The sequence below is a fragment of the Conexibacter sp. CPCC 206217 genome (genome assembly GCF_030646165.1).
Taxonomy (GTDB): Bacteria; Actinomycetota; Thermoleophilia; order Solirubrobacterales; family Solirubrobacteraceae; genus Conexibacter.
In genome coordinates this window covers 322,815-343,118 of sequence record NZ_JAUTDO010000006.1, presented here as the reverse complement: position 1 = coordinate 343,118, position 20,304 = coordinate 322,815, and the positions used below count along the sequence as shown (strand labels likewise).

The following is a 20,304-nucleotide window of genomic DNA, read 5'->3' as shown; positions in this document are numbered from 1 at the left end:
CCCGCTCACACCAGCAGCGAGGTCAACCGGCGGATGCCGATCGCCTCGAGGTAGTCGTCGTGGTCGGCCGTGTCGCGGACATGGCGGGCGAGGTACTCGTCGAGCGCCTCGCCGCCCGCGCGGCCGGCTTTCGCGAACGCGCGCAAGTGCTGCTCGTCGGCGGCGATGTGGGCGTTCGAGTACGGGTGCGTGCCGAACGGCGCGCGCGTGACGACCGTGTCGCGCCAGTAGACGGTCCGCTCCGGCTGCGCGCGGATCGTCTCGTTGGAGACGATCCTGTCGACCTGCAGCAGGACGCGCTCGGCCGCCGCGCCGAGCAGCTGGTCCATGTGACCGGTACCGATCCACTGGGCGTTGCCGTAACGATCGGCCGTCTCGGCGTACAACAGCGCGAAGTCGAGTCTGATCGCGGGGATCGCCAGCAGCGGCTCGCCCGCGACCGGGTCGTCGAACTCGATCAGCGTCGGGTTGAGCTGCGGAAAGGACGTCCCGACCCCGCCGCGCCACGGCAGGAACGGCAGCTCCTGCCCGGCCGCGCGCAGACCCTGGACGCAATGCGCCTCGTCGAGGTCGATCACCTCGACCTCGCCGGCCTCGACAGCGCGCCGGAAGACCGGGCCGACGCCGGCGACGACCTCGATCCCGACGTAGGAGCCGATCACCGCTCTGACGCTGCCGGCGGCGATCAGCAGGTCGACCTCGATCCCGCCGGTCGGCGCGACGAGCGTCAGGTCCCTCGCGCCGCGCCGCGCGAGCGCGCGCACGAGCGCCATCGGATGCCCGGCCGTGACCGCCCCGCCGAGTCCGACGACCGCGCCGTCGAAGATCTGCGCGACCGCTTCCTCCAGCGTCGCGACGACGGGGCGACGCCCGCCCGCTCCCTCTCCCGCTCCACTCATGCGAAGCACTCCACTCCAGCGGGGCGCCCGCGGCCACTGTCAGTTCCGCCAATACGCTCGCTGCGGCGGGGCGCTAGCGTCGTCTGGGAACCTGGTTCGCGTACGACGCGAGGAGAGACTGCACCGATGTCCGAGCACCCACGGCCCGACCGGTCGGCGCCACCGAACATGAGCTCCTACGAGCAGACGCGCGCGGCCTACGCGCCCGTCGTGCCGGAGCGCTTCAACCCGGTCGTCGACATCGTCGAGCGATGGGGCCTGGAGGCGCCGGACGACCTCGCGCTGGTCTCGCTCGGGCCGGCCGGCGAGACGGTCGCGGAGCACACCGCCGCGCAGCTCGCGGAGCTGGCCCGCCGCGCCGGCCGCGCGCTGCTGGCGCTGGGCGTTGAGCCAGGTGACCGGATCTTCGTGATGCTGCCGCGCGTGCCCGCCTGGTACGCGGCGATGCTCGGCGCGATCCGCATCGGCGCGGTGCCGATGCCGGGCACCAACCAGCTGACCGCGCGCGACATCGGCTACCGGATCGAGGCCGGCGGCGCGGTCGCGGCGATCACGAGCGCGGAGGGCGCCGCGAAGCTCGGCGCGGCCGATCGCGACATGCCGACGCTGCGTCACCGGATCGCGTGGGAGCCCGGCGCCGCGGCGACCGCGGCCGGCTGGCACGACTTCGACGCGCTGATCGACGCGGCCGGCGACGGCGACGGCGCGTCGCCGCTGCCCGGCTCGCCGACGGCGAAGGACGATCCGCTGCTGCTGTTCTTCACCAGCGGCACCGTCAGCTACCCGAAGATGGTCATCCACTCGCAGGGCTACGGCCTCGGCCACGTCTCGACCGCGCGCTTCTGGCACGACCTGCGCCCGGGCGACCGCCACTGGACGGTGACCGACACCGGCTGGGCGAAGGCGGCCTGGGGCGGCCTCTTCGGCCAGTTCCACGAGCGCGCCACCAACGTCCAGGTCGCGCTCGGCAAGCCCGACGCGGACACGATCCTGAGACTGCTGAAGGACGCGCGGATCACCTCGTTCTGCGCGCCGCCGACGCTCTACCGCCTGCTCGTCCAGGCCGACCTGAGCGCGTACGACCTGTCCGGCCTGCGCCACTGCACGAGCGCCGGCGAGCCGCTCAACCCCGAGGTGATCCGCGCGTGGCGCGAGGGCACCGGCGGGCTGACGGTGTATGACGGCTACGGCCAGTCGGAGACGACGGTGCTGGTCGCCAACTACCGCACGATGGACGTGCGACCGGGCTCGATGGGCAAGCCGGTGCCGGGCTGGACGGTCGACGTGCTCGACGAGAGCGGCGCGCCCGCGCCCGACGACACCGTCGGCGCGATCGCGGTGAAGCTCGGCGCGACGCCGCAGGAGCGCCCGGTCGGCCTCTTCACCGAGTACGTCGACGACCCTGACGCCAACCGCGGCGCCTTCCGCGACGGCTGGTACTACACCGGCGACAAGGCGTGGCGCGACGGCGACGGGTACCTCTGGTTCGAGGGCCGCGACGACGACGTGATCACCTCCTCCGCCTACCGGATCGGCCCGTTCGAAGTCGAGTCGGCGCTGATCGAGCATCCGGCCGTGATGGAGGCGGCGGTGGTCGGCAAGGACGACCCGGAGCGGACCCAGATCGTCTGCGCGTTCGTCGTGCTGGCGGCCGGCTACGAGGCCGGCGACGAGTTGTCGGCCGAGCTGAAGCGCCACGCGAAGGAGCTGACCGCACCGTACAAGTACCCGCGCGAGATCCACTTCGTGACGGAGCTGCCGAAGACGGTCAGCGGCAAGATCCGCCGCAGCGAGCTGCGCGGCTGGCTGCGCGACGGAGCGCCGGCGGGGGCGTGACACGCGCCGAATCGGGGAGGACCGCAGGATTACTGCCGTAGAGCGGTAGCAATCCTGCGGTCCTCGGCCGTTTCGACGCGCTAGCGTGATCGCGCATGGACGTGCGCGCGATCCTGCTGGACATCGACGGGGTGCTGTACGTCGGCGACGAGCCGATCGAGGGAGCACACGCGGCGTTGGACGAGCTGCGTGCGCTGGTCGACGGGCGGCTGCGACTGGTCACCAACACGACCTCGAAGTCGCGGCGGGAGATCGTCGAGCATCTCGGTGAACTCGGCTTCACGGTGTCGCCCGAGGAGGTCCTGACACCGGCCGCGATCGCGCTGCAGCTGTGCCGCGAGCGCGGGTTCGAGCGGGTCGCGCTGCTGGTAGCGGACGGGCTGCGAGCGGACCTGGCGAAGCTGCGGGAAGCGGGCGGCGATCCTCCCGACGCCGTCATCCTCGGCGACCTCGGCTCCGCCTTCGACGACGCGATCCTCAATCGCGCGTTCCGCTGGTTGATGGATGGCGCCGAGCTGGTCGCGCTGCAGCACAACCGCTTCTACCGCCGCGGCGGCGGGCTCGTGCTCGACGTCGGCGCCTACGCGGCGGCGCTGGAGTACGCGACCGGGCGCGAGGCGATCGTCGCGGGGAAGCCGTCGGCGGCGTTCTTCGGCGCGGCGCTCGCGGCGGTGGGCGTCGATGCGCCAGACGCCGTGATGGTCGGCGACGACGTCGAGGCCGACGTCGGCGGCGCGCTCGACGCCGGACTCAACGGGATCCTCGTCAGAACCGGCAAGTACCGCGTCGAGCTGATCGACGCCAGCGGCGTCTCTCCCACGGCCACCGTCGGCTCGATCGCGGACGTCGCGGAGCTGCTCAAACCCCCGTCGTGACGCCGCCGTCGACGGAGATCGCGGCTCCGGTCACGTATCTCGACGAGTCACCCAGCAGGAAGTGGACGACGTCGGCGATCTCCTCGACGGTGCCGTAGCGCTTCAGCGCCGTCGTGCCCTCGAACATCGCTCTGGCGACCGTCGGGTCGGTGGGGCTGACGAGCTCTTCGATCCCGCGCATCAGCGGGGTGTCGACCGGGCCGGGGCAGACGCAGTTGGCGCGGATCGGGACGTCGGCGTTCTCCAGCGCGATCGAACGCGTGAGGCCGAGCAGGCCGTGCTTGGACGCGGTGTAGCCGCCGAGCATGCCGTAGCCCTGCAGGCTCGCGGTCGAGCCGATGCTGACGATCGCGCCGCCGCCCTGCGCGCGCATGATCGGGATCGCGGCGTGGACCGCGTAGAAGGCCGACAGCAGGTTGGTCGCGACGACCTGCTCGAACTCGGCGATCGCGTACTCCTCGATCCGCGCCGAGCGGCCGTTCATGCCGGCGTTGTTGACGAGCCAGTCGAGTCTGCCGAAGCGCTCGGCGGTGTCGCGGACCCAGGCCTGCACCTGCTCGGCCTCGGTCACGTCGAGCGAGGTGAAGAACGCGGTCCCGCCCTCGTCCTCGATCTGCGCGACGGTCTCGCGCCCGCCGTCCTCCCCGCGTGCCGCGACGGCGACCGCCGCACCCTCGGCCGCGAGTCGTAGCGCGATCGCGCGCCCGATCCCACCGGACGCCCCGGTGACGGCGGCGACATGCTCGAACTGCGGCACGGACTTCCTCCTCGCTCCAACGAAAACCGGTCGCACGACGCTATCCCGCGCCTCGTGCGGCGGACACCGGCGCTTCCGCCAGTTCCCACGTCTGTCGGGTCGAACACGACCCGCGCGCGGTTACGCTGCGGGCATGAGAGCGAACGGCACGCCCGTCGCACGCGGCCGCCCCAAGCGCACCACCCCTGCCGAGGTCTCGCGCGCGGCGCTGGAGCTGTTCGCCGCCAACGGCTTCGTCGAGACGACGGTCGACGACATCGCGTCCGCGCTCGGCGTCGGGCGGCGGACGCTGTTCCGCTACTTCTCGTCGAAGAACGACACCGTCTGGGGCGACTTCGACTGGGTCCTGGACCGCCTTCGCGGCGAGCTGGCGAAGAGCTCGCCGGACGAGCCGCTGATGGGGGCGCTCGGCCGCGCGATCGTCGCCTCCAACAGCTATCCCTCCGAGGAGCTGCCGCAACTGCGGCTGCGCATGACGCTGATCACCGCCGTGCCCGCTCTGCAGGCGCACTCGATGCTGCGCTATCAGGCGTGGCGCGAGGTCGTCGCCGAGTACGCGGCGCAGCGGCTCGGGCTCACGCCCGAGCACCACGTCCCGCAGACGATCGCCCACACCGCCTTCGGCACCTCGATGGCCGCGTTCGTCACCTGGGTCGGCGACCCGGACGCGGACCTCGAGGCGTCGCTGCGCGAGGGCTACCGGCTGCTGGCGACCGGCTTCGACGTCACCGGCAGCTGAGCGGCGCCGCGCGCGCCGCTCAGCGCCGAACGTCAGACGCCGGCCGGCGCCAGCCGACCCGGCGCCTCCTCCCCCAGCGAGGCGTGCCCGATCGCGGTCTCGCTGATCTGATCCGATCCCAGCTCGTGCGTCACGACGCCGCCGCGCATCACCAGCACGCGGTCGCTCATCAGCGCGACCTCCTCGACGTCGGACGACGACAGGATCACCGCCACGCCTCTCGCCGCCAGCCCGCGGATCAGCTCGTGCACCTGCGCACGCGCGACGACGTCGATCCCCTCGGTCGGCTCGTCGAACAGGAAGACGCGCGCGTCGTGCATCAGCCAGCGCGCCAGCACCGCCTTCTGCTGGTTGCCGCCCGACAGCCCGCCGATCGCCAGCCGCGCCGCGTGTTTGGGCTCGATCTGCAGCTCCGCCAGCGTCGGCGCGACCGCCGCCCGCTCGGTCCGCGGACCGATGAACGGCAGCGCCGGGAACGGCCGCGCCGGCCGCTTGTCCGGCAGCGTCACGTTCGACGCGACCGACATCCGCGGGATCACCGCCAGCCGCGCGCGATCCTCCGGCACGTGCGCGATCCCGGCCGCGATCGCCTTCTTCGGCGAGCGCGGCGTGACGTCCTCACCGTCGATCAGGACGGCGCCCGAGTCGGCCTTCTCGACCCCGCAGATGGTCCGGATCAAGCTCGTGCGGCCGGAACCGACGAGCCCTGCCAGGCCGAGGATCTCACCAGGCCGCACCTGCAGGTTGATGCCCGCGATCTTGGGGCTGCGCGTCAGGTCCCGGCATTCCAGCCGCGGTGCGGCGGACGTGTCGACCGCCAGCGCGCCCTCGCGCCGTCTGGGCTGCTCGACGACGCCGCCGACCATCAGCCCGGCGAGTCTGCCGGTGGTCGTCTGCGACGCCTCCTCGGTCGCGACCAGCTGGCCGCCGCGCATCACCGCGATGCGGTCGGCCAGCGCCAGCACCTCCGGCAGCCGGTGCGAGATGTAGACGATCGTCTGCTGCTCGGCGCGCAGCGAGCGCAGGATCTCGAACAGCCGCTCGACCTCCGCGCCCGCGAGGATCGCGGTCGGCTCGTCGAGGATCAGCAGGCGCGGGCGCCGCAGCAGGCCGGCGCCGATCATCAGCAGCTTCAGCACCGCCGGCGACAGCTCGCGCGCCTTCACGTCGAGGTCGACCTGCAGGCCGAGCCGTCTCAGCACGCCCTCGATCTCGCCCTCGACGTCGCCGAGGCGACGCCCCTCCCCCGGCAGCCGGCGCCGCTTGTCGAGCCCCAGCATCAGGTTCTCGCGCACCGTCAGGTTCGGCACGACCGAGAGGTGCTGGGAGACGAGCACGACGCCGTTGGAGATCCCGTCGGCGGCCGAGCGCAGCGAGACGCGCTCGCCGTCGACCTCGAGGTGCCCGGAGTCCGGCGACTCGCCGCCGGAGATCATCCGCATCAGCGTCGACTTGCCGGCGCCGTTGGCGCCGACGATCCCCAGCGTCTCGCCGCGGCGCACGTCGAGCGTCACGTCGCGGACCGCCCTCACGCCCGGGTAGCTCTTGGAGATCTGCGCGATCCGCAGGATCGGTCCCGCCTGCGCCTCAGGAGTGCTCACGCGATCACATCCCCTGCGGCGATCCGGTCCGCGCGACGATCCGCGCGAACAGCAGCGCGACGAGCAGGATCGCTCCCTGGAAGATGTAGACCGCCCACGAGGCGACGTTGATCAGCAGCAGGCCGTTGTTGATGATCGACGCGATCAGGATCCCGACGACCGTGCCGGGGATGTTGAACTCGCCGATCTTGAACGCGGCCGCGCCGATGAAGACCGCCGCGAACGACGGCAGCAGCACGTTGAGGCCGGTCAGCGGATAGGCGACCGCCTGCTGGCCGGCGTAGAGGATGCCGGCCGCCGCCGCCAGGCCGGAGCAGAGCATGAAGCCCAGCAGCCGCACCTTGCGCACGTCGATGCCGGCGATCCGCGTCGCCTCGGCGTTGCCGCCGATCGCGCGCATGTTGCGCCCCAGCGCGGTGCGCTCCAGCATCACCCAGATCACGACGGCGATCGCGATCGCGATCACGAACAGCGTCGGTATCGGGCCGATCATGCTGCGGGCGAAGCTGACGAAGCCGGGCGGGAAGCCGCTGCTGATCTGCTGGCTGCCCGCGAACGCGAACTCGAGCCCGTTGAGGACCGAGCCGACCGCGATCGTGACGACGAGCGCCGACATCCCGATCCACGCGACGAGGATCCCGTTGAAGAAGCCGATCCCGAGCCCGATCAGCAGCAGCAGCGCGATGCCGACGATCAGCGGCATGCCCTCGCGTGCGATCAGGACGGAGACGACCGTCGTCGCAAAGCCTGCGACGGCCGCGATCGAGAGGTCGAAGTCGCCCATGATCAACGGGACGGTCAGGCCGACCGCGACGATCAGCGACAGCGCCGACTGGCGCAGGATGTCCTGCAGGTTGGCGCTCTGGAGGAAGTCGTCGGACAGCAGCGAGAAGACCGCGATGATCACGAGCGTGATCGCCGGGACCCCGAACGGCCCGAGCTTCTGACGCAGCGCCGCGCCGCGGTCGGCGGCGGCGGCGTCGCGCGGCTCGGCGCGCACGGCCTCGGTGGTCGCGCGCGCCCGGTCCTCGCCGGGTCCCGAAGGACCCGGCGAGACCGCTTGGGTGGATGGAATGTCGGACACTGGTCTCTCCTCGCTCAGGCGAACTTCTCGCCCCATTCCGCGATGAAGCCCTCGCGGTAGGTGGCGCCGCCGAAGACCCACGTCGTGCCGTCGCCGGGGATCTGCTCTCTGATCGTCGGACGCGCGAGGACCGTGACCGGCACCATGTTGGTGTAGGACGCCGTGCGCTGGACCTCGTTGCCGGCGACGACGTCGAGCATGTAGCCGATCGTCGCGTAGGCGGTGTAGATCAGGTCGATCCACGAGGTCGCGCTCATCGGGCTGTTGGGGTCGCGCAGCGCCTCGATGCCGGCGGCGTTGGCGATGTGGCCGTAGACGCCGACCTGTCTGACCTTGTTCTTCTGCGCGATCGCGTTCGCCGCGGCGACCGCGGAGTTGGGGTAGTTGGCCCAGATCGCGTCGAGGTCGGGGAACTGCGTCAGGAACGACGACGCGATTCTGGACGAGCTGCCGTCCGGGTCGGCGAGGTCGATGTTCTGCGCCCCGACGATCTTGACCTTTCTGTACGCCGGAAGTCTGACCAGCGCCTCCAGCAGCTTCGTGCGGCCGACGACGACGTCGAGGTCGGAGTCGACGAGCGCGACCTGGATCTCGTCCTTGTCCGCGTGAAGGGTGCTCAGCTCCGTGAGCATGTAGAAGTCGAGCGGGACCGAGTCGCTCTCCAGCACGGCCGCGTAGTCGAACTGGATCAGCGGATCCAGCGGCGCGGCGGTGAAGCCGCCGATCACGGGGATGCCGGCGTCCTTCGCACGCTGCAGCTCCGACTGCACGAGCCGCGGCGGGATCCCCTCGAGGTAGATCAGGTCGACTCTCTTGGAGATCAGCGACGCCAGGCCGACCTGCGCCTGGTTGGGCTTGCCCTGGCCGTCGACGACGTTGAATCTCCAGCCGAGGCCGGCGCGTCTGTCGGCCTCCTCGAACGTCTGCTGTATCAGCGAGGCGTTCGGGTCGGCGAGCGTCAGGTACGCGCAGCCGATCGAGAGGCCTCTGTATCTGTCGCCGACCGGTCTCGCCGCGGCGGCGCCGGCACCGGCGCCCGCCGTCGTCGAACCGCCCGCGTCGCCGCCGATCTGCGAGTCGACGGAGGCGTCGCTGTCGCCGCCGCAGGCGGCCAGCAGGCCCGCGGAGCCGATGCCGGCGCCGAGCAGGCCGGCGGCCCTGAGGAAACGGCGGCGATCGACGCCCGCCGCGTTGTCGTCATCTGAATTCATCGGACGCCTCTCGTCAGTGCTCATGGATGATCACGCCGCGGACGTTCTTGCCGTCGAGCAGGTCCTGGTAGCCCTGGTTGACCTCGTCGAGTCTGTAGCGGCGCGTGATCGTCTCGTCGAGTTGCAGCTTTCCGGCGCGGTAGAGACCGACCAGGCGCGGGATCTCCTCGAACGGGTTGCCGCTGCCGTACAGCGAGCCCTGGATGCGCTTGTTGAAGAGCGTCAACTCGAAGCCGTGCACGTGGATGTTGCGCAGCTCCGCGTCGGCGACGGAGGTGACGACCGCCGTGCCGCCCTTCGCGAGCACGCTGAAGGCGGAGCTGACGACCTCCTCTCTCAGCACGTCCATCGTGATGATCGACTGGTCGGCGCCGACGCCGTGGGTGATCTCGTGGACGATCTGCTGCGCCTCCTCCGCCGTCGCGGCGACGTGCGTGGCGCCGAAGCGGCCCGCAGCCTCGCGCTTGAACGGAATCGGGTCGACCGCGACGATGTTCTGCGCGCCGGCGTAGGCCGCGCCCTGCACGGCGTAGTTGCCGATGCCGCCGGTGCCGTAGATGACCGTCGTGTCGCCCGGCTGCACCTCGCCCGCCTTGACCGCGCTGCCCCAACCGGTCGGCACGCCGCAGCCCAGCAGCACGACGACGTCGAGCGGCAGGTCCTTGTCGATCACGATGCACGAGTCCTCGCGGATCACGGCGTACTGCGAGAACGTGCCGAGCAGGTCCAGCGCGCCGAAGTCCTCGCCGTCGGCGTGGAAGCGGAACGTCCCGTCGGGCATGCTGCCCTCGAGGATCGTCGCGCCGAGGTCGCACAGGTAGCTCTTGCCGCGAGCGCAGAAGCGGCAGTGGCCGCAGACCGGCAGGAACGAGCAGATCACATGATCGCCGACTCTTACGCGTGAGACGCCCTCACCGACCTGCTCGATCACGCCCGCGCCCTCGTGGCCGCCCACGATCGGGAAGCGCACGTCGAGATCGCCGTGACGGATGTGCTCGTCGGAATGGCACAGTCCTGCGGCGACGAAGCGGATCAGCACCTCGTTCGCCTTGGGCGCGTCGAGGTCCGCTTCGATCACCTCCCAGTCCTGTCCGACGCCGCGGATGACCGCTGCCTTCGTCTTCATGAACTCTCCTCTGGAGTCGTCGACCGGGCGGCACCGTACAGGGAGTGAAAAGTGATGGTCAAGCCTTCCGAGCGGTAGGCGTGAAGTGAACGGATCGGTCCCGGGGAGCGTTCTGGAGCCGATCGCGGACGGGGATCTCTGGCACCAAGTGCCGTAAATGCCCGATCTACGGCGAAATCTGGAGTTCCGGGATTCTGGACCGACCCTCGGAGAAGCTCGCCGAGCGTGTCTCGGAAGGGCGAGAGCTGGAACCGAGGACTATCACTAGCGATAGGCGACTGAGGGGTAGGCTCGCGCCGAGCCACGACGGACTTGAATCGATCAATCGAGGAACGGGAGCACGATGTCAACGCAGTCATCGAGCCTTGCGGGCAAGGTCGCGATCGTCACCGGCGCGGCCGGTGGCATCGGCGGCGCCAGCGCGGCCGAGATCGGTCGCCACGGCGCGAAGGTGCTGCTGGTCGACAACCGCGACGACGCGGTGCGGCAGAAGGCCGACGAGCTCGCCGCCGAGGGTCTCGACGTCGCCGCCTTCACGGCCGACGTCAGCGACGTCGCGCAGGTCGACGCCTACGTCGCGGACGCGATCGCGCGCTGGGGCAGAATCGACCTGTTCCACAACAACGCGGCGATGGAGGGTCCCTTCCTGCCGATCCAGGACTACGACGTCGACGTCTTCGACCGGCTCGTCGCGGTCAACGTGCGCGGCGTCTTCCTCGGCCTGCGCGCGGTCCTGCCGAAGCTGCTCGCTCAGGATTCCGGCGCGATCGTCAACACCTCCTCGATCGCCGCCTGGGTCGGCTTCGGCAACCTCGCCGCGTACACCGCGACCAAGCACGCCGTCGCCGGCTTCACGCGCGCGGTCGCGGCCGAGATCGCGACCACGAACGTGCGCGTCAACGCCGTCTCCCCCGGCGTGATCGAGACGGAGTTCGTCAAGCGGATCGAGCGCGTCGTCGCCGCGCCGGGTGACCCGACCGAGGGCCACGGGCTGTTCATGCCGTCGGTGCCCAAGCAGCGCTACGGCCAGCCGGAGGAGATCGCGAAGGTCGTGCGCTTCCTGCTGTCCGACGACGCCAGCTACGTGCTCGGCGCCAACTGGCTCGCCGACGGCGGCATGCAGGCGACCGGCTGAGCCGAGCGGCGCGCGCCCGGCGGGCGACCGGACGGTCGGCCAGCCGCCGCGGCGCTGTCCGGTTCGCTACCGATCCTGGTACATCAGCGACCCGGGCGTCGTCAGGTCCTCGCCGGTCTCGAGCAGCGTCTTGAGGCCGGAGAGGATCATCGGCCAGCCGCCGTAGAGCTGGTCGTTGGCCCCCTCGCGCAACTGGTCGTGCGTCACCGTGAGGCGGCACGAGTCGCCGACGGGCTCGATCTCCCACGTCACGCGTGACGTCCCCTCGGCCTTGACGTCCTCGCCCCACAGCGCGTTGAAGCTCTGCACCAGCCGGCGCGGCGCGTCGACCTCGAGGTTCTCCCCCGCGCTGATCGGCACCTCGCCGTTGGCGCCGTCCTGCGCGGAGGCGCGGTAGGTCGACCCGGTCGTCCAGTCCGACTCGACGCCGGCGCCGAACGTGTAGCGCGCCCGCAGCGCCGGATCGGTGATCGCCTCCCACAGCCGCTCCGGCGTCGTCTTGATGTAGATCTCGAACACCTTCTCCATCAGGCCCTCCGTTTCGAGGTCGCGCTTGAGACCGGTGAGCGTCGCCGCCCACGGCTCGGCGTATTTGCTCACCCAGCGGTCGTGGACGAGCCGAATCGGGACGGGGTTGAGGAAGTGGAGCTTCTCGCGACCGCGCCGCCTGGTCGTGATCAGCCCCGCCTGCTCCAGCACTCTCAGGTGCTTCATCACGCCGAAGCGCGTCATCGACGCATGCTGCTCCAGCGCGCCGAGCGTCTGGCCGTCCTCACGCTGCAGCTCGTCGAGCAGGCTGCGGCGGGTCGGATCGGCCAGCGCTCTGAAGACCTCGTCCATGGCGAGGAGAATAGGTGACCTTTTGGTCACATGTCAAGCGGCGCTACTTGCCCTGCCACACCGGCGGTCGCTTCTCCTTGAACGAGCGCGGGCCCTCCTGGGCGTCGTCGCTCATGTAGACGGGCTCGTAGAGCGCGTCGGCGGCTTCCAGCGCGGCGCTCCAGCCATGCTCGGCGGAGAGGTACACGAGCGCCTTCGCGGCGCGCACCGACAGCGGGGCGTTGGCGGCGATGCCGCTCGCCATCTCCAGCGCCGCGGCGCGCAGCTCCGCGGCCGGCACGACCTTGTTGACGAGGCCCAGCTCGTACGCGCGCTGCGCCGTGATCGGCGCGGCGGTGACCATGATCTCCATCGCCGCGCGCGGGCCGATCAGCCACGGCAGCGGCGCCGCCCACGGCGAGCCGCGGCCGACTCTCGCCTCGGTGATCGCGAACTTCGCGTGGTCGGCGGCGATCACCAGATCGCACATCTGCGCGAGCAGGAAGCCGCCGGCGAACGCGACGCCGTTGACGGCGGCGACGATCGGCTTGTCGGTTCTGACGCTGCGCTGCAGGTACGGCAGGAAGTCCGGCGGCGGCACCTGCATCGCGTTGTCGGACATCTCCTTCAGGTCGCCGCCGGCGCAGAACGCCTTCTCGCCGGCCGCCGTCAGGATCAGCACGGCCGCGTCGTCGTCCGCGGCAAACCGTCTGAAGCCCGCCCACAACCCGTCCCGGACCGCCTTGGAGAGCGCGTTGCGCGCCTGTGGCCGGTCGATCGTCAGCCACGCGACCTTGTCCGCGACCTCGTACTTCACGACGTCGTTCATCCGTCTCTCCAGTTCTCGTTCAAGCCGCTCGGTGTCAACTCAGATCCGCAGCACGCCGCCGGGCGCGCGCACGATCGGTGCGTTGAGCACCGCCGAGAGCGACATGCCGAGCGTGTTGCGCGTGTCGGTCGGATCGATCAGGCCGTCGTCGCGCAGGTCCGACGTCAGGTAGTACGAGTGGTAGGTCTGCTCGAAGTAGGCCGTCACCTCGCGTCTGATCCCGCCGATCTCGTCGGGCGACGGCTCCTCCCCGCGGCGCCGCAGCCCCGCGACGCGCACCTGCGTCAGCACGTCGGCGGCCTGCTCGGGCCCCATGATCGAGGAGCGCGAGTTGGGCCACGCGTAGATCAGCCGCGGATCCCAGGTGCGGCCGGCCATCGCGTAGTTGCCGGCGCCCTGCGAGGCGTGGCAGAGGACCGACAGCTTCGGCACCGTCACGTTCGCCTGCACCATCAGCATCTTCGCGCCGTCCTTCGTGATCCCGCGGCGCTCGTACTCGCGCCCGACCATGAAGCCGGTCACGTTGTGCAGGAACAGCAGCGGGATCCCGTCGCGGTCGCACAACTGCATGAACTGCGTCGCCTTGTTGGCGGCCTCGCTGAAGATCACGCCGTTGTTGCCGAGGATCCCGACCTTGAAGCCCCAGATGAACGCCCAGCCGCACACCATCGTGTCACCGTAATGCGGCTTGAATTCATGGAAGAGGCTGCCGTCCACCATGCGCGCGATCACCTCGCGCATCTCGAACTGCTTCTTGACGTCGTCGGGGATGATCCCGTACAGCTCGTCGGGGTCGTGGAACGGGTCCTCCGGCGTGCGCCGGTCGGAGTCGGCCTTGTCGCGCCGCGCCCACACGCCGACGACGTCGCGCGCCAGCGCGAGCGCCTCCGCCTCGGAGTCGACGGCGTAGTCCGCCACGCCCGAGACGGTCGTGTGCATGTCCGCCCCGCCCAGCTCCTCGGTGCTGACCTCCTCGCCCGTCGCGGCCTTCACCAGCGGCGGCCCGGCGAGGAAGATCGCGCCGCGCTCGCGCACCATGATCGTCTGGTCGCACAGCGTCGGCGTGTACGCCGCGCCGGCGGTGCAGTAGCCGAACACGACCGCCAGCTGCGGGATGCCGGCCGCGCTCAACTGACACTGCTGCTTGAAGATGTGGCCGGCGGTCGCGTAGATCTCGTCCTGCAGGTGCAGATTGGCGCCGCCGCTGTCCAGCATGTGCACGACCGGCAGCTTGTTCTCCAGCGCCACCTGCAGCGCGCGCACGATCTTGCGCGTCGTGATCGGGTACCAGGCGCCGCCCTTCAGCGACGAGTCGTTGGCGACGACCATCACCTCGCGGCCGCTGACGACGCCGATCCCGGTCACCAGCAGCGCCTGCGGCGCCTCGCCGTCGTAGTGACGGTTGGCCGCGAGCGACATCAGCTCCAGGAACGGCGCACCGGGATCCAGCAGCAGGTCCAGCCGCTCGCGCACGGTCAGCTTCTGCTGCTCGGCGAGACGGTCCAGCGCCCGCTGCGGGCGCTCGTGGCGGGCTCTGTGGAGCGTCTCGCGCAGCTCGGCCGCGAGCCCCAGGTTGTGCTCGCGAAAGGCGCGGTAGGTCGGCGACGTCGTGTCGACGTGCGTCTCCAGACGGTGCATCAGTCCTCGTCTCCGTCGTCCTCGGCCACCAGCGCGACGAGCGCGGCGCCGCGGTCGAACGTCTCGCCGACCTCGACGTGGACGCGCTCGACGACGCCGTCGCGCGCGGCGACGATCTCGTTCTGCATCTTCATCGACTCGATCACCAGCAGCTGCTGGCCCTGCTCGACCGCGTCGCCGGCCGCGACCGCGACGCTGATCACGGCGCCCGGCATCGGCGCGGTCGCGACGTCCTCCGACGGGCCGCCGCCGCGGGCGCGCTCGACCGGGTCGATCACGCTCAGCTGCCAGGCGCGCCCGAACGCGTGTACGTGGACCGTGTCGCGCTCGACGACGATCCACATCGGCTCGGTGCGGTCCTCCAGCGTCAGCTCCCAGCCGTCGCCGGCCGGGCGCAGGCTGCCGTGGTAGTCGTTGCCGTCGATCGTGACGGTCGCGCGGTCACCGCGCCGGGCGAGCCCGACGGTGTGCGCGGAGCCGCCCTCCAGTGCGATCTCGTAGCTCATCTCCGCCATCCCCCCATCGAGGCGAGCGGTTCCGGTACCGAGAGCCGCTGGTCGAAGCGCGGGCTGGCGAGCGCCGCGGCCGCGACGAGGCAGCGCTCGGCGTCCTCGTCCGCCACGGCGCCGTCGCCGACGAGCGCGTCGCTGTGCTCCTCGATGAAGCCGGTGTGCGTCTCCCCCGCCGCAAACGCCGGCTGCGCCAGCACCCGTTCGAGGAAGGCGGTGTTGGTGATCGTGCCGAGCAGCACGGTGTGCCGCAGCGCGTCGCGTCCGCGCGCGATCGCCTCCGCGCGCGTCGGCGCGTGGACGGCGAGCTTGGCGATCATCGGGTCGAACGACGCGCTCACGTCCTGCCCCTCGACGACGCCGTGGTCGACGCGGATCCCCTCGCCGGCCGGGAAGCGCACGAGCTTCAGCGGGCCGGTCGCGGGCACGAAGCCGGCGTCGGCGTCCTCAGCGTAGATGCGGCACTCGATCGCGTGGCCGTCGAAGCGCACGTCCTCCTGGCCGAAGCCGAGGCGCTCGCCGGCCGCGACGCGCAGTTGCTGCTCGACGATGTCGATCCCCGTCACCAGCTCCGTGACGGGGTGCTCGACCTGCAGCCGCGTGTTCATCTCGAGGAAGTAGAAGTTCGCCTGCTCGTCGACGATCAGCTCGACGGTGCCGGCGGAGACGTAGCCGACCGCTCTCGCGAGCGCGACGGCCGTCGCCCCCATCTCCGCGCGCTTGGCGGCGTCGACGAACGGCGACGGGCACTCCTCGACCACCTTCTGGTAGCGGCGCTGGATCGAGCACTCGCGCTCGCCCAGGTGCAGGACCGTGCCGTGGCCGTCGGCGAGCACCTGCACCTCGATGTGGCGCGGGCGCTCGATGAAGCGCTCGACGAAGACGCGGCCGTCGCCGAAGCTGGCGAGCGCCTCGCCGGAGGCGCGCGTGAACGCCTCGCGGCATTCCTCGACGTCGTAGGCGATCCGCATGCCCTTGCCGCCGCCGCCCGCGCTCGCCTTCAGCAGCACCGGGAAGCCGATCCCCTGCGCGATCGTCGCCGCCTCCTCGGCGCTCTCGACCGCGCCGTCAGAGCCCGGCAGCGTCGGCACGCCGGCCTGCTCGGCGAGCCGCTTGGACTCGATCTTGTCGCCCATTGCGCGCATCGCGTCCGGCGGCGGGCCGACGAAGGTGATGCCGGCCTCGGCGAGCGCCTCCGCGAAGCCGGCGTTCTCCGACAGGAAGCCGAAGCCGGGATGGACCGCGGTCGCGCCGGTGCTCTGGCACGCGGCGACGATCCCGGCGACGTCGAGGTACGCGCCGACCGGCGTGTCGCCGAACAGCTCGACGGCCTCGTCAGCCTCGCGCACGGCGCGGCCGTCGGCGTCCTCGGCGTGGTAGACCGCGACGCTCGCGATCCCCAGCCGCCGCAGCGTCCGCATGATCCGCACCGCGATCTCGCCGCGGTTGGCGACGAGGACCTTGGCGGGGAGGTTCATGCCCAATCCGCCGGGACCAGCATCGGCAGCTCCAGCAGCATCGCCGCGAAGCTCTTGCCCTGCGGGTCGAAGCGCAGCGTCGAGGTGCCGCCCTTGCCGCCGAGCGCGCCGTCGAGCACGAAGTTGACGGCGCCCAGGCCCGGCAGCTCCCAGCGTCTGACGCCGCCGGTCAGGTACTGCGCGAAGAAGTCGCCGACGCGCGTCGTGCTGAGCTGCTGCTGGATCAGCGCGACGAACTCCGGGCGGCGGGCTATCACGCCGATGTTGGCGTTGTTGCCCTTGTCGCCGCTGCGCGCCCATGCGAGCCGCCGCAGCGGGACGGTGAAGCCGCCGCCGGAGAGGTCCACGGGCGCGCCGCCGGCGGCCGGATCGGCGTCCGGCAACTCCGGCGTGCCGGCGACCGGGCCAGGGGCGCCCGCCGCGACGGCGACCTCGAACGGCTCGTCGTCGTCGAGGTGGACGCGGACGGGAGTCGCGCTCTTGTCGACCAGCAGGTGGTAGACGGAGATCGCCGGCGCGGGCCGCGGACGGCCGCCGAAGAAGCCGGTCATGCCCTGCGCGACGAGCGCCATCGGCGCGTACTCCATCGCGAAGATCTCCAGCGCCGCTCTCTGCGGGTGGCGCGCGGCGATCTTCACGACCGCCTCGGTGACGGAGTCGTCGCGATGGTCGGGACCGTGCGTGTCGCCGGCGCCGATCACCTCGATCGAGGACTCGCTCAGCGGCACGTGGCCCGCCTGCGCGATCAGCCGCTCGGTGCGGCTCAGCAGCGCCTGCCCGGCGCGGCGCGCCTTCGCGCCGGCGTCGAGGCCGCTGAACATCGCGGTCGTCATCACGCGATAGCCGTCGGCGTGGGTCGCGGTCACCTTGTAGGTCTGCGGCGGCTTGGTGCCGCGCGCGCCGGAGATCCGCACGCGGTCGGTGCCGACCTGCTCGAGCGCGATGTCGCGCCAGTCGCAGACGACGTCGGGCATCACGTAGGCGCCCGGGTCGCCGATCTCGTAGAGGATCTGCTCGCTGACGGTGGCCGGGCTGACGAGCCCGCCCGTGCCGGCCGGCTTGGTGACGACCGCGGAGCCGTCGGCGTGGCACTCGATCACGGGGAAGCCCATGTCGTCCCAGCCGGGGACCTGGTCCCAGTCGGTGAAGTTGCCGCCGGTGCACTGCGGGCCGCACTCGACGACGTGACCGGCGAGCGTGCCGGCGGAGAGCAGGTCGTAGTCCTCGTCGCTCCAGCCGAACTCGTGCATCAGCGGGCCGAGCAGGACGGCGGAGTCGACCGCGCGGCCGGTCACGACGACGTCGGCGCCGGCGTCGAGCGCGGCGGCGATCGGCCGCGCGCCGAGGTACGCGTTCATCGTCATCGGGTCGGCCGGCAGCGGCTCGCCGCTGAACATGTCCCTCGGGGCGCCCGCGAGTATCTGCTCGCGCCGGCCGCTGAGGTCGTCGCCCTCGACGGCGGCGACCTTCAGCTCCACGCCCGCGGCCGCGGCGGCGTCGCGGAAGGCGTGCGCGCACGCGACCGGGTTGAGCGCACCGGCGTTGGTGACGATCTTGATGCCGCGCGCCTTGATCTCGGCGAGGCGCGGTTGCAGGACCCGCACCGCGTCGGGCACGAAGCCCGCCTCGGGGTCCTTCGCGCGGGCGCGCGCGAGCAGCGCCATCGTGATCTCGGACAGGTAGTCGGCGACGAGGTAGTCGACGTCGGCGCCGTCGAGCAGCTGGTCGACGGCCACGCTGGTATCGCCCCAGAAGGCTGCCCAGCAGCCGAGGCGCACGGGATCTCTCATGAGAGAAGAAGCTAAATAATCGTTTAGTTGATGTCAAGGGGCGCGGCTGCCAAGATGTGGTCGGATGGCACGGGGAAACGCCGACGTGACGCGCGAGAAGCTGCTGAGAGCGGCCCACGACCTGCTGGCCGAGCGGGCCTCGGGCGCCTCGGTCAGCGAGATCTGCTCGCGCGCAGAGGTCAACGTCGCGATGGTCAGATACTGCTTCGGCTCCAAGGACGGCCTGCTCGACGCGCTGCTGGAGCGCGTGCTGGAGGGCCTCTCGGACGAGATCGAACGGCTCGCCGCGCTGGACCTGCCGCCGTCGGCCAAGCTCCAGCGCCACGTCAGCGAGATCGTCCGCAACTACGTCCGCTACCCGTACGTCAACCGCCTGATGAACGAGCGTCTGTTGTCGGCGGAGCCCGAGGCGGTCTCCGGGATCGCCCGCAGCTTCGCTCTGCCGGCGCGCGACTGGTACGCGGAGCTGCTCGCCGACGGCCGCCGCGAGGAGGGCTGGCGCGAGCTCGACCCGACGCTCTTCTTCTTCTCCGTCGTCGGCCTGTGCGAGTTCCTCTTCTCCGCCCGGCCGCTGCTGGAGCGCGGGTTCGGAGAGCCGCTCGACGACCGCCTCGTCGAGGCCTACAGCGCGCACGTCACCGGGCTGGTGACGGCGGGGATGCGGTAAATCGTCGTCGTCGCGTCAGCGCGGCGGGCAGGGCGCCCGCGCCTTCGCGCTGGCCGTCGTGCCGTCCGCGAACACGAAGTCGCCGCGGAACCGCATGCCGGCTGCAGGGCAGCGGCTCGGGAGTCCGATCCCGTCGGGACGGTAGCGACGGACCTTGCCGGCGACGGTGCGGCGGTAGCGGATCGTGGAAGCCGCGATCGTCGCATCGACGCCGAGCAGCGCGACGCTGGCGTCGGCATACGGGAGATCCGGGATCGGCGGCAGCGATATCGAGATCGCGCCGCCGTAGGGCGGCCGCGCGGGCGTGAGCGCGCCGCTGTAGGCGAGCAGGACGCCGAAGGGGTTGACGCCCTCGACGAGGCCGACGAGTTGCAGCTGACCGGGTTGGAGCGGGCCGGCGAGGATCGTCATCAGCGCGGTCTGGCGAATCGTCAACGTGTCGAGCCGGACCTCGCCGTCGGCCGTTCCGGTCGCGATCACGGAGTTCGCCGGGCAGGCCGCTCGCCCGGTGAGCGGGATCATCACTCTGGCGAAGTCCTCGGGCGGGCGGCGGCACTCGTCGAGCACGAGACCGCTGGTGGCGATCTCCAGTCCCTGCGCATAGCGGATCCGTATGCGCGTCACCGGCGACGGGAGGCGTCGGCTGATCGACAGCTGCAGGCGCAGCGAGGTCGGCTGCCCCAAGCGCGCGTCAGGACCGAACGACGCGGCGAGGTGAGCCGGCGCCGCGGAAGCGGAGGCGGAGCCTGAAGTCGCGAACACGACGAGCCCGAGCAGCGCGAGCGCCGCGCCTGCTCGTCGTGCGCGGTTTGCGGTCAATAGGTGAGCGAGCCGGTCGCGTGGACGGTGGTGGCCCACGTCGAGCGGTCCAGCGTGCCGGTGAATCTCGCGCTGCCGCGTGCGCCTCTGTAGCGGCCGGTGCCGGCGACGATCGTCATCGTGCCGCTGGCCGTGGTCTTGCCGCGCTTGGAGCCGGTCGGCCGCCCGTTGATCGTGAGCGTGATCGATCCCTTTTCGGGCAGCAGCGTGACGGTCCCGGTGATGCTCGTGAGCGAGACGGTGAAGAGCGCGACGACGGGGCCGGGCAGGGTGCCGGTCGCGGTTCCGCGCTCGCGCAGCTGGTTGCCGTTCTTGCCGTTCTTGACGAGGTGCAGCTTCGCGTCCGCCTCGATGGCGATCGTCCGCGCCGTCGCGACGGTCGGTGCGGCGAGCGCGACCGCGGTTGCGATGACGAGCGCGAGCGCGATCGGACGGCGCTTGCGGGCCATGGTCAGGAATCTGAGCATCCGGCGTCCCCTTCGATCCATTTCG

Annotated in this window: 19 protein-coding genes; 5 read left to right on the top strand and 14 right to left on the bottom strand. The window is 71.2% G+C overall.

Annotated elements, in window-relative coordinates; genetic code table 11:
- Nucleotides 1-5: 5 nt before the first annotated feature.
- Nucleotides 6-899 carry a CoA transferase subunit A gene (locus Q7L65_RS18550; RefSeq protein WP_304723396.1) on the bottom strand — a complete coding sequence of 298 codons (894 nt, stop codon included), beginning with the start codon at nt 897-899 and terminating at the stop codon, nt 6-8.
- Nucleotides 900-1,025: 126 nt separating this feature from the next.
- Between Q7L65_RS18550 and Q7L65_RS18545 the strand changes: the two genes are divergently transcribed.
- The gene (locus Q7L65_RS18545; protein ID WP_304723395.1) at nt 1,026-2,735 is read left to right on the top strand and encodes an acyl-CoA synthetase; all 1,710 of its coding nucleotides are present in this window, start codon (nt 1,026-1,028) and stop codon (nt 2,733-2,735) included.
- Between the two features lie 95 nt (nt 2,736-2,830).
- Nucleotides 2,831-3,610, top strand: a complete 780-nt coding sequence (locus Q7L65_RS18540) for a TIGR01458 family HAD-type hydrolase (RefSeq protein WP_304723393.1) — start codon at nt 2,831-2,833, stop codon at nt 3,608-3,610.
- On the opposite strand, the gene Q7L65_RS18535 is transcribed toward Q7L65_RS18540, so the two are convergent.
- Nucleotides 3,594-4,367: an SDR family NAD(P)-dependent oxidoreductase gene (locus Q7L65_RS18535; RefSeq protein ID WP_304723391.1), complete on the bottom strand. Its 774-nt coding sequence runs from the start codon at nt 4,365-4,367 to the stop codon at nt 3,594-3,596. The genes Q7L65_RS18540 and Q7L65_RS18535 overlap by 17 nt on opposite strands.
- 133 nt (nt 4,368-4,500) lie before the next feature.
- On the opposite strand from Q7L65_RS18535, the gene mftR reads away from it, so the two are divergent.
- Nucleotides 4,501-5,106, top strand: coding sequence for a mycofactocin system transcriptional regulator (gene mftR, locus Q7L65_RS18530; RefSeq protein ID WP_304723389.1), 606 nt, complete (start codon nt 4,501-4,503; stop codon nt 5,104-5,106).
- A 32-nt stretch (nt 5,107-5,138) separates the two neighbouring features.
- Here mftR and Q7L65_RS18525 read toward each other — a convergent pair whose 3' ends face one another.
- From Q7L65_RS18525 to Q7L65_RS18510, 4 genes are read right to left on the bottom strand one after another with little or no spacing between them, the layout of a single operon-like run.
- Nucleotides 5,139-6,707, bottom strand: a complete 1,569-nt coding sequence (locus Q7L65_RS18525; protein ID WP_304723388.1) for a sugar ABC transporter ATP-binding protein — start codon at nt 6,705-6,707, stop codon at nt 5,139-5,141.
- A gap of 4 nt (nt 6,708-6,711) precedes the next feature.
- Nucleotides 6,712-7,791 (bottom strand): ABC transporter permease, encoded by a 1,080-nt coding sequence (locus tag Q7L65_RS18520; RefSeq protein ID WP_304723387.1) that lies wholly within the window; start codon nt 7,789-7,791, stop codon nt 6,712-6,714.
- A 14-nt stretch (nt 7,792-7,805) separates the two neighbouring features.
- Nucleotides 7,806-9,002 carry a substrate-binding domain-containing protein gene (locus Q7L65_RS18515; protein WP_304723385.1) on the bottom strand — a complete coding sequence of 399 codons (1,197 nt, stop codon included), beginning with the start codon at nt 9,000-9,002 and terminating at the stop codon, nt 7,806-7,808.
- A 13-nt stretch (nt 9,003-9,015) separates the two neighbouring features.
- Entirely contained in the window at nt 9,016-10,128 is a 1,113-nt protein-coding gene (locus tag Q7L65_RS18510) for an NDMA-dependent alcohol dehydrogenase (protein ID WP_304723383.1), read from the bottom strand.
- A gap of 343 nt (nt 10,129-10,471) precedes the next feature.
- On the opposite strand from Q7L65_RS18510, the gene Q7L65_RS18505 reads away from it, so the two are divergent.
- Nucleotides 10,472-11,263, top strand: a complete 792-nt coding sequence (locus tag Q7L65_RS18505; RefSeq protein WP_304723382.1) for an SDR family NAD(P)-dependent oxidoreductase — start codon at nt 10,472-10,474, stop codon at nt 11,261-11,263.
- Between the two features lie 66 nt (nt 11,264-11,329).
- On the opposite strand, the gene Q7L65_RS18500 is transcribed toward Q7L65_RS18505, so the two are convergent.
- From Q7L65_RS18500 to Q7L65_RS18475, 6 genes are read right to left on the bottom strand one after another with little or no spacing between them, the layout of a single operon-like run.
- A complete protein-coding gene (locus Q7L65_RS18500) occupies nt 11,330-12,103 on the bottom strand; it encodes a metalloregulator ArsR/SmtB family transcription factor (RefSeq protein ID WP_304723380.1) in 774 nt (257 codons plus the stop codon).
- Nucleotides 12,104-12,146: 43 nt separating this feature from the next.
- A complete protein-coding gene (locus Q7L65_RS18495) occupies nt 12,147-12,911 on the bottom strand; it encodes an enoyl-CoA hydratase/isomerase family protein (RefSeq protein ID WP_304723378.1) in 765 nt (254 codons plus the stop codon).
- A gap of 39 nt (nt 12,912-12,950) precedes the next feature.
- Entirely contained in the window at nt 12,951-14,549 is a 1,599-nt protein-coding gene (locus Q7L65_RS18490; protein ID WP_304723376.1) for an acyl-CoA carboxylase subunit beta, read from the bottom strand.
- Complete coding sequence (locus Q7L65_RS18485; protein WP_304723374.1) at nt 14,549-15,055, bottom strand: acetyl-CoA carboxylase biotin carboxyl carrier protein subunit; 507 nt, start codon at nt 15,053-15,055, stop codon at nt 14,549-14,551. The genes Q7L65_RS18490 and Q7L65_RS18485 overlap by 1 nt, the downstream gene beginning before the upstream one ends.
- Nucleotides 15,052-16,536 (bottom strand): acetyl/propionyl/methylcrotonyl-CoA carboxylase subunit alpha, encoded by a 1,485-nt coding sequence (locus Q7L65_RS18480; RefSeq protein WP_304723372.1) that lies wholly within the window; start codon nt 16,534-16,536, stop codon nt 15,052-15,054. Before Q7L65_RS18480 ends, Q7L65_RS18485 begins: the two co-directional genes overlap by 4 nt.
- Nucleotides 16,533-18,326, bottom strand: coding sequence for an acyclic terpene utilization AtuA family protein (locus tag Q7L65_RS18475; protein WP_304723370.1), 1,794 nt, complete (start codon nt 18,324-18,326; stop codon nt 16,533-16,535). The genes Q7L65_RS18480 and Q7L65_RS18475 overlap by 4 nt, the downstream gene beginning before the upstream one ends.
- A 64-nt stretch (nt 18,327-18,390) precedes the next feature.
- On the opposite strand from Q7L65_RS18475, the gene Q7L65_RS18470 reads away from it, so the two are divergent.
- The gene (locus Q7L65_RS18470; protein WP_304723367.1) at nt 18,391-18,993 is read left to right on the top strand and encodes a TetR family transcriptional regulator; all 603 of its coding nucleotides are present in this window, start codon (nt 18,391-18,393) and stop codon (nt 18,991-18,993) included.
- 15 nt (nt 18,994-19,008) lie between these two features.
- Here the strand turns inward: Q7L65_RS18470 and Q7L65_RS18465 are convergent, their stop codons facing one another.
- Together Q7L65_RS18465 and Q7L65_RS18460 are read right to left on the bottom strand one after the other, a co-directional pair.
- Nucleotides 19,009-19,812, bottom strand: coding sequence for a hypothetical protein (locus Q7L65_RS18465; RefSeq protein WP_304723365.1), 804 nt, complete (start codon nt 19,810-19,812; stop codon nt 19,009-19,011).
- Nucleotides 19,809-20,261: an autotransporter gene (locus tag Q7L65_RS18460; protein WP_304723363.1), complete on the bottom strand. Its 453-nt coding sequence runs from the start codon at nt 20,259-20,261 to the stop codon at nt 19,809-19,811. The genes Q7L65_RS18465 and Q7L65_RS18460 overlap by 4 nt, the downstream gene beginning before the upstream one ends.
- Between the last annotated feature and the right edge of the window lie 43 nt (nt 20,262-20,304).